At 73.3% G+C, this 17,208-nt stretch carries 10 protein-coding genes; 8 read left to right on the top strand and 2 right to left on the bottom strand.

Translation table 11 applies throughout. The features are described from left to right. The first annotated feature begins 93 nt into the window (after positions 1 to 93). From ACFWWU_RS24110 to ACFWWU_RS24100, 3 genes are all read left to right on the top strand, one after another. Complete coding sequence (locus ACFWWU_RS24110; RefSeq protein ID WP_056552247.1) at positions 94 to 696, top strand: sigma-70 family RNA polymerase sigma factor; 603 nt, start codon at positions 94 to 96, stop codon at positions 694 to 696. Between the two features lie 190 nt (positions 697 to 886). Then, entirely contained in the window at positions 887 to 2,389 is a 1,503-nt protein-coding gene (gene guaB, locus ACFWWU_RS24105) for an IMP dehydrogenase (protein ID WP_317598486.1), read from the top strand. Between the two features lie 106 nt (positions 2,390 to 2,495). Next, positions 2,496 to 3,620, top strand: a complete 1,125-nt coding sequence (locus ACFWWU_RS24100; protein ID WP_317598487.1) for a GuaB3 family IMP dehydrogenase-related protein — start codon at positions 2,496 to 2,498, stop codon at positions 3,618 to 3,620. A gap of 69 nt (positions 3,621 to 3,689) precedes the next feature. Here ACFWWU_RS24100 and ACFWWU_RS24095 read toward each other — a convergent pair whose 3' ends face one another. Then, positions 3,690 to 4,184 carry a hypothetical protein gene (locus tag ACFWWU_RS24095; protein WP_384147899.1) on the bottom strand — a complete coding sequence of 165 codons (495 nt, stop codon included), beginning with the start codon at positions 4,182 to 4,184 and terminating at the stop codon, positions 3,690 to 3,692. A 109-nt stretch (positions 4,185 to 4,293) separates the two neighbouring features. Next, a complete protein-coding gene (locus tag ACFWWU_RS24090) occupies positions 4,294 to 5,535 on the bottom strand; it encodes a nucleotide sugar dehydrogenase (RefSeq protein ID WP_384147898.1) in 1,242 nt (413 codons plus the stop codon). Positions 5,536 to 5,768: 233 nt separating this feature from the next. On the opposite strand from ACFWWU_RS24090, the gene ACFWWU_RS24085 reads away from it, so the two are divergent. The 5 genes from ACFWWU_RS24085 (at position 5,769) to ACFWWU_RS24065 (ending at position 17,185) form a co-directional block, all read left to right on the top strand. After that, entirely contained in the window at positions 5,769 to 7,475 is a 1,707-nt protein-coding gene (locus ACFWWU_RS24085) for a glycerol-3-phosphate dehydrogenase/oxidase (RefSeq protein ID WP_384147897.1), read from the top strand. 205 nt (positions 7,476 to 7,680) lie between these two features. Then, positions 7,681 to 10,182, top strand: a complete 2,502-nt coding sequence (locus ACFWWU_RS24080) for a protein kinase (protein ID WP_384147896.1) — start codon at positions 7,681 to 7,683, stop codon at positions 10,180 to 10,182. 148 nt (positions 10,183 to 10,330) lie between these two features. Continuing rightward, complete coding sequence (locus tag ACFWWU_RS24075; protein WP_384147895.1) at positions 10,331 to 13,456, top strand: protein kinase; 3,126 nt, start codon at positions 10,331 to 10,333, stop codon at positions 13,454 to 13,456. 171 nt (positions 13,457 to 13,627) lie between these two features. Further along, the gene (locus ACFWWU_RS24070; protein ID WP_384147894.1) at positions 13,628 to 15,352 is read left to right on the top strand and encodes a protein kinase; all 1,725 of its coding nucleotides are present in this window, start codon (positions 13,628 to 13,630) and stop codon (positions 15,350 to 15,352) included. Positions 15,353 to 15,520: 168 nt separating this feature from the next. Beyond that, on the top strand, positions 15,521 to 17,185 hold the full coding sequence (locus tag ACFWWU_RS24065; RefSeq protein ID WP_384147893.1) for a succinic semialdehyde dehydrogenase: 1,665 nt from the start codon (positions 15,521 to 15,523) through the stop codon (positions 17,183 to 17,185). The last annotated feature ends 23 nt before the right edge of the window (positions 17,186 to 17,208 follow it).

Raw genomic sequence — 17,208 nt, 5'->3', positions numbered from 1 at the left:
GAGATGAGTTCCGGCGCACCTGCTCATAACGCTTCGGTGCACAACTACGGACGCGGTGCCGCGAACGCAGAGGCGTCGGGGCACCATGGAGCGATGCGCGACGACGAGACCGTGGGTTCCCCCATGCCTGCCGGGCAGGGGGAGATCGGCGCGCTCGTACGCCGCGCGGTCGAAGGCGACGCGCAGGCCACACACGACCTTCTGGCGCGTGTGCACCCGCTCGCCCTGCGGTACTGCCGCACCCGCCTGAACCGGCTGCCGGGGGACGCCCGCCACTTCGTGGAGGACCTGGCCCAGGAGGTCTGCGTCGCCGTCCTCATGGCCCTGCCGCGCTACAAGGACACGGGCAGGCCCTTCGAGGCCTTCGTCTTCGCCATCGCCGGACACAAGGTCGCCGACCTCCAGCGGGCCGCCATGCGGCACCCGGGGTCCACGGCCGTGCCCTCCGACGAGATGCCGGAGCGGCCCGACGACTCCCTCGGTCCCGAGGAGCGCGCGCTGCTCAGCGACGACGCCGAGTGGGCCAAGAAGCTCCTCGCCAACCTTCCGGAGAACCAGCGCGAGCTGCTCGTGCTGCGGGTCGCCGTCGGGCTGACCGCCGAGGAGACCGGGCAGATGCTCGGCATGTCCCCGGGGGCCGTCCGGGTCGCGCAGCACCGCGCGCTCAGCAGGCTCCGCGCGCTGGCCGAGCAGTAGCTGTCACCCGTAGCCGTACGCCGGGCAGCGGCGGTTGCGCCGGGCAGTAAGTGTTGCCGGGGCCTATCGGCCCGTTCGTACACGTACGAACGTCCAAAGCTTGCGGCTGATCTTGGTCGTGGAATGAGACACGGCTTCGGCCCGTTAGCATGGACATCCGCACCGATCAAGGCCATTTGGGGAAGGTGTCATGACTGCAAACGTCGACGGAGTGCCCGAGAAATTCGCGACACTCGGGCTGACCTACGACGACGTGCTGCTGCTGCCGGGCGCGTCCGAGGTCCTCCCGAACGCGGTCGACACCTCGTCCCGGATCTCCCGCAACGTCCGCGTGAACATCCCGCTGCTGTCGGCGGCGATGGACAAGGTCACCGAGTCCCGCATGGCCATCGCCATGGCGCGGCAGGGTGGCGTGGGCGTCCTGCACCGCAACCTGTCGATCGAGGACCAGGTCAACCAGGTCGACCTCGTGAAGCGCTCCGAGTCCGGCATGGTGAGCGACCCGATCACCGTGCACCCGGACGCGACGCTGGCCGAGGCCGACGCGCTGTGCGCCAAGTTCCGCATCAGCGGCGTCCCGGTGACCGACCCGGCGGGCAAGCTGCTCGGCATCGTCACCAACCGCGACATGGCCTTCGAGTCGGACCGCAGCCGCCAGGTGCGCGAGGTCATGACCCCGATGCCGCTGGTCACGGGCAAGGTCGGCATCTCCGGCGTGGACGCCATGGAGCTGCTGCGCCGCCACAAGATCGAGAAGCTGCCGCTCGTCGACGACTCCGGCATCCTCAAGGGCCTCATCACGGTCAAGGACTTCGTCAAGGCCGAGAAGTACCCGTACGCGGCCAAGGACGCCGAGGGCCGGCTGCTCGTCGGCGCGGCCGTCGGCGCCAGCCCCGAGGCGCTGGAGCGCGCGCAGGGCCTGGCCGCGGCGGGCGTCGACTTCCTGATCGTCGACACGTCCCACGGACACAACAGCAACGCCCTGAACTGGATGGCGAAGATCAAGTCCAGCGTCGGCGTCGACGTCATCGGCGGCAACGTCGCGACGCGTGACGGCGCGCAGGCCCTGATCGACGCCGGTGTCGACGGCGTCAAGGTCGGCGTGGGCCCCGGCTCCATCTGCACCACCCGCGTGGTCGCCGGCATCGGCGTCCCGCAGGTCACCGCCATCTACGAGGCGGCGCTCGCCGCCCGCGCGGCCGGTGTCCCGGTCATCGGCGACGGCGGTCTGCAGTACTCCGGCGACATCGGCAAGGCGCTCGCCGCCGGCGCCGACACGGTCATGCTGGGCAGCCTGCTCGCCGGGTGCGAGGAGTCCCCGGGCGAGCTGCAGTTCATCAACGGCAAGCAGTTCAAGTCGTACCGCGGCATGGGCTCGCTCGGCGCGATGCAGTCCCGCGGCCAGGGCCGGTCGTACTCGAAGGACCGCTACTTCCAGGCCGAGGTGGCCTCGGACGACAAGCTCGTGCCCGAGGGCATCGAGGGCCAGGTGCCCTACCGCGGCCCCCTGGCCAACGTCCTGCACCAGCTCGTCGGCGGTCTCCGCCAGACCATGGGCTATGTGGGCGCGGCCACCATCGAGGAGATGGAGACCAAGGGCCGCTTCGTCCGGATCACGTCCGCGGGCCTCAAGGAGAGCCACCCGCACGACATCCAGATGACGGTCGAGGCGCCGAACTACAGCAGGAAGTAACACAGCGCGACGCGTGGGGGCGGTTCCGGCATGTGGCCGGAGCCGCCCCCCACGCTTGTGTCGGGGATACTGGTAGGCGCAGACGTAGAGGGAAAGGCCACACATCGTGACTGAGATCGAGATCGGGCGCGGCAAGCGCGGCCGCAGGGCGTACGCGTTCGACGACATCGCCGTCGTCCCGAGCCGGCGCACCCGGGACCCGAAGGAGGTCTCGATCGCCTGGCAGATCGACGCCTACCGCTTCGAGCTGCCGTTCCTGGCCGCTCCCATGGACTCGGTCGTGTCGCCGCAGACCGCCATCCGCATCGGCGAGCTGGGCGGCCTCGGCGTCCTCAACCTCGAAGGGCTCTGGACCCGGTACGAGGACCCGCAGCCGCTGCTCGACGAGATCGCCGAGCTGGACGAGGCGACCGCGACCCGCCGTCTGCAGGAGATCTACTCCGCCCCCATCAAGGAGGAGCTGATCGGGCAGCGCATCAAGGAGGTGCGCGACTCCGGTGTCGTCACCGCCGCCGCGCTCTCCCCGCAGCGCACCGCGCAGTTCTCCAAGGCCGTCGTCGACGCCGGCGTGGACATCTTCGTCATCCGCGGCACGACGGTCTCCGCCGAGCACGTCTCGGGCGCGTCCGAGCCGCTGAACCTGAAGCAGTTCATCTACGAGCTGGACGTCCCGGTCATCGTCGGCGGCTGCGCCACGTACACCGCGGCCCTGCACCTGATGCGCACGGGCGCGGCGGGTGTCCTCGTCGGCTTCGGCGGCGGCGCGGCGCACACCACGCGCAACGTGCTGGGCATCCAGGTCCCGATGGCGACCGCGGTCGCCGACGTGGCCGCGGCCCGCCGCGACTACATGGACGAGTCCGGCGGCCGGTACGTGCACGTCATCGCCGACGGCGGTGTCGGCTGGTCGGGCGACCTGCCGAAGGCGATCGCCTGTGGCGCCGACTCCGTCATGATCGGCTCCCCGCTGGCCCGCGCCACGGACGCGCCCGGCAAGGGCCACCACTGGGGCATGGAGGCCGTCCACGAGGACGTGCCGCGCGGCAAGCTGGTCGACCTGGGCATCGTGGGCACCACCGAGGAGATCCTCGCGGGTCCTTCGCACATCCCGGACGGTTCGATGAACTTCTTCGGTGCCCTGCGCCGGGCGATGGCGACGACGGGCTACACGGAGCTCAAGGAGTTCCAGCGCGTCGAGGTCACCGTCGCGGACGCGCAGCACAAGCGCTGACGCCGTCCTGTACGTGACGAGGGGCCCCGCACCGGGTGGTGCGGGGCCCCTCGCGTTCTGTTCCGCCGGTTACCGGGCGGCCTTCTTGGCCGCCGAGAACGCGGCGAAGGCGGCGAGGGCGATGAAGAGGAACGTCATGGCGTCCTTGCCCTCGCTCCAGGCCTCCGTCAGCAGCCCGAACTCCTCCAGGAACACGTCCGTGGCGGAGACGTTCAGCTGCTTGCCGACCAGGACCGCGATGCCCACGAGCTGGCCGAGGTAGACGGCGCCGAGGGACAGCACCGCGGCGGCGACCGGCAGGACGGGGTTGCGGCCGCCGACCTTGCCGGCGGCGAGACCGACGAGGAAGCCGACACCGATGGCGGCCCAGCCGATCTCCCGCTCGATGCCGCCCATGACGGCTCCGTACACGCCGCCGGCGACGAGCCCCGCGACCAGGGCGGCCACCAGGCCGAGTCCCACGTTGTCGCGGACGGGGGCGGGCGGCGGTGCCATCGGGTACGGCTCGGGCGCGGGGCCGTTGGCGAACGGGTTGCCGGGCGGCGGCGGAACGGGCTGGCTCATGCTGCGGATCCCCCAGGGACGGTGGCGCACGGATGTGCGAACAGGAGGTCCCGGAGATTAGCAGCTCCCTGTGACGGCACCACAGGGGTTACGCGTCCACTGCCGCGGGTCAGAGGCGGTGGGCCGCGCCGCCCGGGGTGGCGCCGCGGGTGTCGAGGAGGAGCTGGGCCTTCACCGAGAGGCCCTGGAGGTCGTAGGTGCGGTGGTGCTGGAGCAGCACCGTCAGATCCGCGTGGGCGGCGGCCTCGTAGAGGGAGTCCGCGCGGGGGACGGGGAGTTCGCGGACGCGCCAGTCGGGGACGTGGGGGTCGTGGTAGCTGACGGCCGCGCCCAGGTCCATGAGGCGGCGGGCGATCTCGTCGGCGGGGGAGCCCTGACGGTCCGGGAGGTCGGGCTTGTACGTGATCCCGAGCAGCAGGACCCGGGCTCCGCGGGCCGACTTGCCGTGCTCGTTGAGGAGGGTGGCGGCGCGCTGGACGACGTACTGGGGCATGCGTTCGTTGACCTGGCCGGCGAGCTCGACGAGGCGGAGCGGGCGGTGGGCCCCGATGGTGTCGACGGAGACGCCGTGCCCGCCGACACCGGGGCCCGGGCGGAAGGCCTGGAAACCGAAGGGCTTGGTCTCGGCGCAGCGGATGACGTCCCAGAGGTCGACGCCGAGTTCGTGGCAGAGGACCGCCATCTCGTTGACGAGGGCGATGTTGACGTGCCGGAAGTTGGTCTCCAGGAGCTTGACCGTCTCGGCTTCGCGCGGGCCACGCGCGCGTACCACCTTGTCGGTGAGCCGGCCGTAGAAGGCGGCGGCGGACTCCGTACAGGCCGGGGTGAGGCCGCCGATGACCTTGGGGGTGCCGGCGTAGCCGTGGGTGCGGTTGCCGGGGTCGAGACGGCCGGGGGAGTAGGCGAGGTGGAAGTCGCGGCCGGCGCGGAGCCCCGAGCCCGCTTCGAGGATCTCGCGGAGGGGGCCCTCGGTGGTGCCCGGCGGGACGGGGGACTCCAGGAGGACGGTGGTGTGGGGGCGCAGCCGGGCGGCGAGGGCGCGGGCCGCGTCGGTGACGGCGGTGAGGTCGAGGGTGCGGTCGGGGCCGAGGGGGGTCGGTGCGCAGAGGACGGCGGTGCGGACGCGGCCGAGTTCGGCGGTGTTCGTGGTGGGCCGGAAGCCGCCCGCGAGCATCCGGCGGATCTCCGGTGCGGTGAGCGAGCCGTCGACCGGGGACCGGCCGGCGGCGAGTTCGGCGACGGGGCGGGGGTCGGTGTCGTAGCCGACGGTGTCGATGCCTGCGGCGGTGGCGGCCTGGGCGAGGGGGAGTCCGTGGTGGCCGAGGCCGATGACGGCGAGATCAGCGGGCATGGGGGGTGGGCCGTCCTTCCCAGTAGCCGGAGGGGACGCGAGGCGCAACCCCGGTGGACAGAACGGGGTGAACGCAATGTCAGACTAGGCGTAAATATGACCGATATGCGGCATTGTGAGGCCGCAGGTCGCCGAGTGTTATCCACAGGGTGGCGGCGAGGCGGTGGCTGAAGTCGCCGGAGCGGGCCAGAATCGGAACCGGGACGGCTCGGGGACGACGGGAGGCGGCAACCATGAGGACAGCGACACTGGGACCGGCCGAGCGCACCGAGGCGCTCAGGGCCATGGCAGAGCGAGAGCTGGACGTGCTGGTCGTCGGCGCCGGAGTGGTCGGCGCGGGCACCGCCCTCGACGCCGTCACGAGAGGACTCTCCACCGGCATCGTCGAGGCCCGTGACTGGGCCTCCGGCACGTCGAGCAGGTCCAGCAAGCTCATCCACGGCGGCCTGCGCTACCTGGAGATGCTGGACTTCGCGCTGGTGCGGGAGGCGCTCAAGGAGCGCGGACTGCTCCTGGAGCGGCTCGCCCCCCATCTGGTGAAGCCCGTCCCCTTCCTCTATCCGCTCCAGCACAAGGGCTGGGAGCGGTTCTACGCGGGCTCGGGCGTCGCGCTGTACGACGCGATGTCCCTCTCCTCCGGCCACGGCCGCGGCCTGCCCGCGCACCGCCACCTCTCCCGGCGGAACGCGCTGCGGGTCGCGCCCTGCCTCAAGAGGGACGCCCTCGTCGGCGCCCTCCAGTACTACGACGCCCAGATGGACGACGCCCGCTTCGTCACCACTCTCGTGCGCACGGCCGCCGCGTACGGCGCCATGGCCGCCAGCCGGGCCCGCGTCGTCGGCTTCCTGCGCGAGGGCGAGCGGGTCGTCGGCGCGCGCGTGCAGGACGTCGAGTCGGGCGGCTCGTACGAGATCCGGGCCAAGCAGATCGTCAACGCCACCGGGGTGTGGACGGACGACACCCAGGCCCTCATCGCCGAGCGCGGCCAGTTCCACGTCCGCGCCTCGAAGGGCATCCATCTGGTCGTGCCCAAGGACCGCATCCACTCGACCACCGGACTCATCCTGCGCACCGAGAAGTCCGTGCTCTTCGTGATCCCCTGGGGCCGGCACTGGATCGTCGGCACCACCGACACCGACTGGGACCTCGACAAGGCCCACCCGGCCGCGTCCAGCGCCGACATCGACTATCTCCTGGAGCATGTGAACACCGTGCTCGCGACCCCGCTCACCCGGGACGACGTCCAGGGCGTCTACGCCGGCCTGCGGCCGCTGCTCGCGGGCGAGTCGGACGCCACGAGCAAGCTCTCGCGCGAGCACACCGTCGCCCACCCGGTCCCCGGCCTGGTCGTGGTGGCCGGCGGCAAGTACACGACGTACCGCGTCATGGCCAAGGACGCCGTCGACGCGGCGGTCCACGGCCTCGACCAGCGGGTGGCCGCCTGCGTCACCGAGGACATCCCGCTCCTCGGCGCCGAGGGCTACCGGGCCCTGTGGAACGCGCGGGCCAGGACGGCGGCCAGGACCGGGCTGCACGTCGTCCGGGTCGAGCATCTCCTCAACCGGTACGGCTCCCTGACGGAGCAGATCCTCGACCTGATCGCCGAGGATCCCGGGCTCGGGGAACCGCTCGCGGCGGCCGACGACTACCTGCGCGCCGAGATCGTCTACGCCGCCTCGCACGAGGGCGCGCGCCACCTCGACGACGTCCTCACCCGGCGGACCAGGATCTCCATCGAGACCTTCGACCGGGGCACGCGCAGCGCGCGCGAGTGCGCGGAGCTGATGGCGCCCGTCCTGGGCTGGGACGTCCACCAGATCGACAAGGAGGTCGAGCACTACGAGAAGCGGGTCGAGGCCGAGCGCGAGTCGCAGCGGCAGCCGGACGACCTGACGGCCGACGCCGCACGGCTCGGGGCACCGGACATCGTGCCGATCTGACGGCGCGTTCCCGGCAGGACGTCCGTGTCGTCCGGAATGCGGTGGGAACCTGGGGGGTGCCGACGGGCGTCGTCATCCCGGAGTACGGACCCGGGGGCGGCACCCGTCCCGAGGTGAGGGACAATGGCCTCTCTTCCAGGGCGGGTTACCGCATCACGCGGGAAGCGGCAGACGCGGCGAAGATCAGGGATCGCAGAGGGGACGCATGTCGGAGGCGGAGCAGTCGCGGGACACGGCGAGGGACCCCCGGCGGGACGCCGCCGCGGGGGGCGCGGCCGACGGCGACCGAGGGGCGGTTCCGGCCGCGCGCGCGGCGGAGCGGGACCCGCGGAACACGAAGGACGCGCAGGTCACGGGTGCCGTGGAGGACGCGGACACCGCGGACACCGCGGATGACGTGGAGGACGCGGATGCCGTGGAGGGCGCGGCCGATACGGAGGCCGCGGCCGGCGCGGAGCGTGCGGACGGTGCGGGCGACGTGGAGCGCTCCGACGGCGCTGCGGGAGCCGAGGGTTCGGGCGGCGCCGCGGGCGCTGTCGACCCGAAGGGTGACGCGGTGTCCGACGAGCCCTCCGGCGTGACGGGCCGGCTGCGGGGCACCGAGCCGTCGACCGGCAGGGCCGGCTTCGGCGCCGGGGACGGCGACGGCGAGACCGGCCGCGCCGAGCCGCGGAGCGGTTCCGGCCGTTCGGCCGCCGGCAGTGGTTCCGGCGGCTTCGGCGGCGACCGGCTGCGCAAGGACCCCGTGACGGAGGGCAGGCTGCTCGCCGGCCGCTACCGGCTCGGCGTGGTCCTCGGACGCGGCGGCATGGGCACCGTGTGGCGCGCGGTCGACGAGACCCTGGGCCGCACCGTCGCCGTCAAGGAGCTCCGCTTCCCCACCAGCATCGACGACGACGAGAAGCGACGCCTCATCACCCGGACCCTGCGCGAGGCCAAGGCCATCGCCCGGATCCGTAACAACGGCGCCGTGACCGTGTACGACGTCGTCGACGAGGACGACCGTCCGTGGATCGTCATGGAGCTCATCGAGGGCAAGTCCCTCGCCGAGGCCGTGCGCGAGGACGGCGTGCTCACGCCCCGCCGAGCCGCCGAGGTCGGCCTCGCCATCCTCGACGTCCTGCGCTCCGCGCACCGCGAGGGCATCCTCCACCGTGACGTGAAGCCGTCGAACGTGCTGATCGCCGAGGACGGCCGGGTCGTCCTCACCGACTTCGGCATCGCCCAGGTCGAGGGCGACCCCTCGATCACCTCCACCGGCATGCTCGTCGGCGCCCCCTCCTACATCTCGCCGGAGCGCGCCCGCGGCCACAAGCCCGGACCGGCCGCCGACCTGTGGTCGCTGGGCGGCCTCCTGTACGCGGCGGTCGAGGGCAGCCCGCCCTACGACAAGGGCTCCGCCATCGCCACCCTCACGGCGGTGATGACCGAGCCGGTCGACCCGCCGAAGAACGCGGGACCCGAGCTGGAGCAGGTCATCTACGGCCTGCTCGCCAAGGACCCGGCCCAGCGCCTCGACGACGCCCGTGCGCGGGTCCTGCTGCGGGCCGTGCTCGACGCGCCCGTCGCGGCGCCGGAGGTCTCTCCCGAGGTCACCCGGGCCCTTCTGCTTCCGCCGCGCCCCGACCGGGCTCCGGCGGATCCGGCCGCCCACCGGGACAGGACGCCCGACGCTGCCGTCGCCGCCGACCGGGTGCGGGGCGCGCTGAAGTCCGTGCGCAACGCGGCGGCCTCCGCGAAGGCCGAGCCGAAGGCGAAGTCCAAGCCGCCGAAGCCGCCGAGGCCGAAGGTGGCCGGGCCGTTGCAGGGTGGCGGCAGGCAGGCTCCGGCCCGTGCGCCGCTGACCGACGTCGTGCCGCGCCGCACGCTGGTGATCATCGCCGCGGTCGCCGTCCTCGCGCTGCTCGGCACGATCCTGACGGTCTCCCTCACCGGAGGCGACGACAAGGACAAGCAGGGCCAGGGGACCGGCGGCACGACGGCCTCGGCCGGCGCATCCGGCGGCGCCGACGGGTCCGGCGGCTCCGAAGGCTCCGGCGGCAAGGGGCAGACGCCCGGCGGCCCCGGCCAGCAGGGCGGCGCGCAGCCCGGGGGCACCGGCTCCAACGGATCGACGGGCGACACGGGCGCGACGGGGACGACCACCGGAACGACCGCCGGGACGACGGTCGGGACGACGACCGGGACGACGACCGGGCAGGGCGGCACCAAGCCGTCCGGCAAGCCCAGCGGCGGCACCGGTGCGCAGCTGCCCGCCGGGTACGCCCTCGTCACCAACGAGCGGCTCCACTTCTCCATGGCGCTGCCCGGCACCTTCAAGCCGCGCTCGATACCGGGATACGACCTCGGCGTGATATTCAGCCAGAGCGGCGGTTTCCCGCGCGTCCAGGTCGACTTCAACGACAGCCCGAAGGACAACGCGCAGAGCGCCTGGGAGCTGGCCAAGGCCGGCGTGGCCGTCACCAGCCAGGACTACGAGCACATCGGCATCAAGCAGGTCTCCTACAAGGGCTACCCGACCGTCGCCGACTGGGAGTTCACGCGCACGCAGAAGGGCATGACCGTCCGCGTGCTCAACCGCGGCTTCAAGGTGGACGACAAGCACGGCTACTCCATCATGATCACCTGCAAGGCGGACGAGTGGGACGGCGCGGAGTGCCGGACGCTGCGGGAGACGGCGTTCGCCACGTTCAGCCCCAAGGACTGACCGGTGCCACGTATCGTGAGAGTTCGTGGACCGTACGCAGCCGACAATTGCCGCTAACTGCACGGTGCCGGACCGGAATTGACGGACTCGCGTGATCCGACGGATCCGCGGGTCCACGGGGGACAGCGTGCGCGCGTGGGGAGGCGTCGTGGACGACTACGCGGGAAGGGTGCTGGCGGACCGCTACCGCCTGCCGCTGCCGCCGACCGGCGCGGAGGCGGGCCCGGGCCCGGACGCGTACGACTTCGCCGAGACGCGCGCCTTCGACACGTACAGCGGGCAGGAGGTCCTGGTCCGCCAGGTGCCCCTGCCGGAGTTCGTGGACGCCGAGGTGCTCGACGGCGCGGGCGGTTCCGCGCAGTCCTACGGGAGCGCCGGGCGGGCCACGCGCCGGCCGGCCGAGCCCGTCGTGCGCCGGGCGATCGAGGCGGCCCAGGCCGCCGCGCAGATTCCCGACCATCCGCTCCTCGACCAGGTCTTCGACGTCTTCGCGGAGGCCGGTTCGCTGTGGATAGTGAGCGAGGTCGTGGCGGCCAGGCCGCTGGCCGCGCTCCTCGCCGAGCAGCCCCTGAACCCGTACCGGGCGGCCGAGATCGGCGCCGACGTCCTCACCGCCCTGCGCGCGCTCCACGCCCACGGCTGGGTCCACCGGAACATCACCGCCCGGACCGTGCTCATCTGCGACGACGGGCGGGTGGTCCTCACGGGCCTCGCCGTGGGCGCCGCGGAAGAGGCCTTGTGCGGTTACTCGCCCGTGCCGGAGGCGGGGGACGAGGAGGGGGAGTTCGGGGCGAGGTTCGGCGCCGGGACGGCGGCCGGGACGGGGTCCGGGTTCGCGTCCCGGGAGTTCGAGCCCGACTTCCCGCTCGCGCCCGAGCCCGAGTTCGCCGAGGTGTACAGCTCCGACCTGTACGAGGCCGAGGTCTACGAGGAGATCGACGCCGAGACCGAGTCCGAGACCGAAGCGTATGAGGAGGAGTCGGAGGAGACCGAGCAGTTCGAGGAGGCCGAGGAGTTCGAGGAGGTCTCGTACGGGACGGACTCGGACGAGGAGCTTCTCGGCGAGGCCGCCTACGGGTACGGCGCCGACGCGTATGGCCCTGACCCGGACGGGCCGGATCAGTACCGGCCCGGCCGGGACGGTGCCGAGGGCCGTGGCGGCGCGGCCGACCCCGGTGGAGCCGGCGAGACCGGTGCCGATGCGTACGGTCGCGGGTCCTACGGGACCGACCCGTACGGCGCGGGGGCGAGGTCCGCGCCCGAGACCCGGACCGGGGCGGAGCCCCCGGCCATCGCCCCGCCGCTCACCGCCGACGTGCGGGCCGCACGGGCCGGAGCCATCGCCGCGTACCGCGCGGGCGCGCGTGCCGCGGCGCGGCTCGGCGAGGCGGGGGCGCTCCCCGGCCAGCGCCCCGCGCCGGGGGAGCGGCCCACACCACCGGTCCCGGCCCCCGCGCCCCCACCGCCACCTGCCCCGGTGCCCGCGTCCGGCGCGCCCGAGCCGCAGTGGTGGTCGCAGGCGGCGGACGACGACGAGGACGACGACGAGGACGACGACGAGGACGAGGGCGGCGGCACGGCGTACGGTGGCCCGCAGGCCGGCCCCCCGCCGCGCGTCCACCTCGCCGGCAACTGGAGCGACGGCCCGCACGCCGCGCGCGACGGCTCCGGACCGATCCCCGCCGGCGGCTCGGGCCCCGGCCGCGGCCCCGTACTGCCCGGCTCGGGCCGCCCGGCGCTGCCCGCCGGGTACACCGCCGCGACCCCCGACCCCGCCCGCCTCCCGGTCCCCGCCGGACCGGCGGGGACCGGGGGCCACGTCGCCGTACCGGCCCAGGCCCACCGCGGCCCCACCACGCGCCTCGACGCCGAGCGGGCCCGCCAGACCCGGATCGCCGTCGTCGGCGCGGTCACCGAGCGCTGGGCGCCCGAGCAGGCCGGCCCCGTCCACGAGAACTGGCGCCTCGCCCCGCCCATCGGACCCGCCACCGACCTGTGGGCGCTCGGCGCGCTCCTCTACCGGGCCGTCCAGGGCCACGCCCCCTACCCGGAGGACAGCGCCGCCGAACTCGTCCAGCTGGTCTGCGCCGAGCCGCCCGCCTTCGCCGAGGAGTGCGGGCCGCTGCGCCCGGTCGTGGAGTCCCTGCTGCGCCAGGACCCCACCGAGCGCCCCGACTTCGAGGAGCTGCGCGGCTGGCTGCGCTCGCTCGTGCGGTCCGCACCGGAGCCCGAGGCCGGCCTCGGAGCCGTACCGCTGCCGTCCTTCGACGAGACCCGGCTGCCCATCGTGCGCCGCCGCGGCGAGCTGGTGCGCCGGCGCCGCAAGGGAGCGGGAGCGGGCGCGGGCCGCCACCGTCACAAGCGGGGCAAGGACCCCCGCCCCGAGCGGCGCGCCGAGGCCCTGCACGAGGCCGCGCCCGAGCGCGTCCACCAGGGCGGATACGCCGACGCGGGGGTGGAGTTCCAGGAGGAGATCCCGCAGCGCGCGCCCCGTGCGCCACGGGCTCCTCGTACGCCCCGGAGCCCCTCCCGGGGCGAGGGCTCGCCGCGTTCCCTCGGCCGTACGCTGCTGCTCCTCGTCCTGCTCCTGCTCGGCGGGGCCGTGGCGTACGCCGTGCTCTTCCTGCCGGGCGAGGGGGAGGAGCCCGGCGCGGGCGCTCCGACGGCCGGCGGGTCGCCGCGTACCACCGCGCCCGGCACCGCACCCACCGGCGACCCGTCGGCCGATCCTTCCTCGAAGCCGCCCGCCAAGCCGTCTGCCAAGCCGTCCTCCAAGCCGTCCACGACCCCGCCCGCGGCCGATCCGTCGGCGCCCGCCCTCGCCGCCGGGTACGCCCTGCGCCAGGACCCGGAGGGCTTCCGGATCGGGGTCCCGAGCGCCTGGCGGCGCAGCCCGATCAACGACGCCGGGCAAGTGCGCTACACGGGGGGCGACTTCACGATGATCGTCGTCCCGGGCAGGGACATGGTCGCGGACCACGGATCCGACCCCTTGGAGTACCAGAACAACAAGGAGCGCGAGCTGGAGCCGTTGCGCGTGTCCAGTTGGTCGGGTACGGATTCGTCCCGCCGGGTCGACATCGGCACGACGGCGACGGCCACGGGCAGTTACTGGTGGCTGGACAGCACCGGGCGCCAGGTCTCCGTACGGAACCTCGCCCTCATCGACGGCGGCCGGTACTACGTCGTGGTGGTCATCGGCCCGAAAAGCGAGAGTGACAAGGTCACCGAGATCTACGACGAGGCCACGAAGGCGTTCCGCCCGGGACGCTGAGCCGGCGACGACGCCGGGCCGCCGGCCGGGTGTCCACCGGTCAGTCCCGCCGGGCCGACCGCCGGATCGTCACCGTCCCCCGGTCACAGTGCTGTTCCTATGACAGCCCCGAGGTTCCGCAGCCCCCGCCCCCCTCCGTAACCTGGCATCCGAAGGAACGGGCGGGGGCAAGTGGAACATTCTCAGAGCACAGGGGCGGGGTTGTTGCTCGCGGGTCGCTACCGGCTCGGCGAGTGCATCGGTCGCGGCGGCATGGGCAAGGTCTGGCGCGCGCACGACGAGGTGCTGCACCGCGTGGTCGCGGTGAAGGAGCTGACAGCGGGCAGGTTCGTGGCGGAGGCCGACCGGCTCGTGCTGCACGCGCGGACCCAGAAGGAAGCGCGGGCCGCCGCGCGGATCACCCACCCGGGTGTGGTCACCGTCCACGACGTCCTGGAGCACGACAGCCGTCCGTGGATCGTGATGCAGTACGTCGACGGGCCCTCGCTCGCCGACGCCACCAAGGAGACGGGCGCGATCGAGCCCCGCGAGGCGGCCAGGGTCGGGCTGCACGTCCTCGGCGCGCTGCGGGCCGCGCACGCGGCCGGGGTGCTGCACCGGGACGTCAAGCCCGGCAACGTCCTGCTGGCGCGGGACGGGCGCGTGCTGATCACCGACTTCGGCATCGCGGCGATCGAGGGGGACTCGACGATCACCCGGACCGGGGAGATCGTCGGCTCCATCGACTATCTGGCGCCCGAGCGGGTACGGGGCGGTGACCCCGGTCCTGCCTCCGACCTCTGGTCCCTCGGGGCCACGCTGTACACGGCGGTGGAGGGGACCTCGCCGTTCCGCCGGACCTCGCCGATCAGCACGATGCAGGCCGTGGTGACCGAGGAGCCGAGGTACCCGGAGAAGGCCGGGCCGCTCGCGCCGGTCATCGTGGCGCTGCTGCGCAAGGAGCCGGAGCACCGGCCGCGTGCGGACGAGGCCGAGCGGATGCTGCTCGACGCGATGGAGGGACGGACGCCGCAGACGGCGCAGGCGTACGTGCCGACCCAGCGCGTGGCGAGGGACGACGTGACCTCGGGCGTGACGGACGCGGACTCGACGGCCGCCGGGAGCGCGGCGGGCACGGACGCCGCGGCGCGTCCGTCCGGTGCCCCGCGGACGTCCACGGCGCAGTGGCCCCACCCGGCCGACGAGCCCCAGGCGCCGCAGTCGTCCCAGGGGTCGCAGTCACCCCCCACCCTGGTGCCTTCCGCCTTCACCCCCGCCCCCGTGTCCTCGGGCCGAGGCCGCTGGCGCACCGTCGCCCTCGCGGCCCTGCTTGCCGGTCTCGTCGCGGGCGGCGCCGTCTTCGCCGCCATGAACTACGCGGGCGGCGACCGGGACGGACTCGGGAACGGCGGACGGACCACGGTCACCGGCCCCTCCACCGCCACCCAGGGCGCCGGGAACGGCATTCCGGCCGGCTGGCACCGCGTCCACGACCCGGCGGGCTTCAGCCTGCTCGTACCGGACGGCTGGAAGCGGCAGAAGGAGGGCGACCAGATCGACTACACCCCGGACAACGGCAAGCACCGGATCCGGATCAGCATCGACCGCAGCCCCGACTTCGAGAACCCGTACATGCACGCCCTCGACCTGGAGCGCGTCCTGCAGAAGCGGATGGACTACACCCGGGTCAAGCTCGGCCAGGTCACCTACCGCGACCAGGTCCGGTCCTGCCAGTGGGAGTTCACCTGGACCGAGAAGAAGGACTTCCCCGGGCCGCGGCACGCGATCGACCTCATGTACTACGAGGACGACGGCACGGAGTACGCCCTGTACATGTCCTCGCCGCAGTCGAGCTGGGAGACCACCCGCGAGCAGTTCGACATCATGCTCCAGCACTGGCGGCCGCCGGGCGACTGAACGGGACGCCGAACAGGGCCGGAAAAATCTCCTCACCCCGGCCTCCGCCAGCCGTAAGCCCCTGATCAGGGCTTATGTGCCAGTGATCGCTGGCGCGATGTGTGTACCCGGTGAAAACGCGTTACCGACGGGTACCCAAAGGGCGGATCGCCGCCTACGCTCGCCCTCATGACGGACTCGCAGGCCCCCGCAGCCCCCTCGGTTCCCGACGCCCCCGCCGCGAAGGGCGGAGCGGCCGCGCCCGCCGGCGCGACCAACCCGGTCGCGCCCGCGCCCGCCGGCGCGCGGACCGCCGCCGACGTCGTGACGCCCGAGGTGGTCGCCCGGCTCACCCGTGGCGTCGTCGGCTCGGGCCGGACCGCCAACCACACCCCCTTCACCGGGGAGAAGCTGGCGGAGCTGCCCGAGTCCACCCCCGAGGACGTCGCCGAGGCCTTCGCGCGCGCCCGCGCCGCCCAGCCGGCCTGGGCCGCCACCCCGGTCAAGGTCCGCGCCGCCGTCCTCCTCCGCTTCCACGACCTCGTCCTCCAGCGGCAGGCCGAGGTCCTCGACCTCATCCAGCTGGAGACGGGCAAGGCGCGCCTGCACGCCCACGAGGAGGTCCAGGCGGTGTCGGTCGCCGCCCGCCACTACGGCCGCAAGGCCGCCTCCTACCTGCGCGCCAAGCGCCACACCGGCGTCGTCCCGACCCTCACCAAGGTCACCGAGCTGCGCCAGCCGCGCGGGGTCGTCGGCCAGATCGCGCCCTGGAACTACCCGCTGGAGCTCTCCGTCGGCGACGCGCTCCCCGCCTTCGTCTCGGGCAACGCGGTCGTCATGAAGCCCGACACCGAGACGGCGCTCACCGCGCTGTGGGCCCGTGACCTGCTCGTCGAGGCCGGACTGCCCGCCGAGGTCTTCCAGGTCGTCCTGGGCGAGGGCCCGGTCGTCGGCCCCGAGGTCGTCAAGCACGCCGACTACGTCTCGTTCACCGGCTCCACCCGCACCGGCCGCGAGGTCGCCCAGGGCGCCGCGGCCCGGCTCGTCGGCGTCTCCCTCGAACTCGGCGGCAAGAACGCGATGCTCGTCCTGAAGGACGCCGACATCGAGAAGGCCGCCGCCGGAGCCGTCCGCGCCTGCTTCTCCTCCGCCGGGCAGCTCTGCATCTCCATCGAGCGGCTGTACGTGCACGAGTCGATCGCCGACGCCTTCCTCGACCGCTTCGCCGCCCGCACCAAGGCCATGCGGCTCGGCGGCTCCCTCGCGTACGGGGCGGACATGGGCTCCCTCGTCGGCGACCGGCAGCTGGAGATGGTCACGAAGCACGTGGACGAGGCCGTCGCCAAGGGCGCGAAGCTCGTCGCGGGCGGCGTCGCCCGCCCCGACATCGGCCCTCTCTTCTACGAGCCGACCATCCTCGACGGCGTCGAGGCCCCGATGGCCGTCTGCTCCGAGGAGACCTTCGGCCCGGTCGTCTCGATCTACCGCTTCACGGACGAGGACGAGGTCATCGAGCTCGCCAACGGCACGCCGTACGGCCTCAACTCCTCCGTGTGGACCAAGGACTCGCGCCGCGGCCACGCCGTCGCGGCCCGGCTGCGCACCGGCACCGTCAACATCAACGAGGGGTACGCGCCGGCCTACGGCAGCGTGCAGTCCCCGATGGGCGGCATGAAGGACTCCGGTCTCGGCCGCCGCCACGGCTCGGAGGGCATCCTCAAGTACACCGAGGCCCAGACCGTCGCCCAGCAGCGGCTGATGCCGCTCGCGCCCTCCTTCGGCATGGACGACGAGAAGTACGCCGCGGTGATGAGCCTGTCCCTGAAGGCGATGAAGGCCCTGCGCCTGCGCTGACGCCCTTTCCTTTCACACCTTTT

It is taken from the genome of Streptomyces sp. NPDC058650 (assembly GCF_042717315.1).
Classification (GTDB): Bacteria; Actinomycetota; Actinomycetes; order Streptomycetales; family Streptomycetaceae; genus Streptomyces.
The sequence above is the reverse complement of the archived record's forward strand: the minus strand, read 5'-3'. Positions and strand labels throughout refer to the sequence as shown.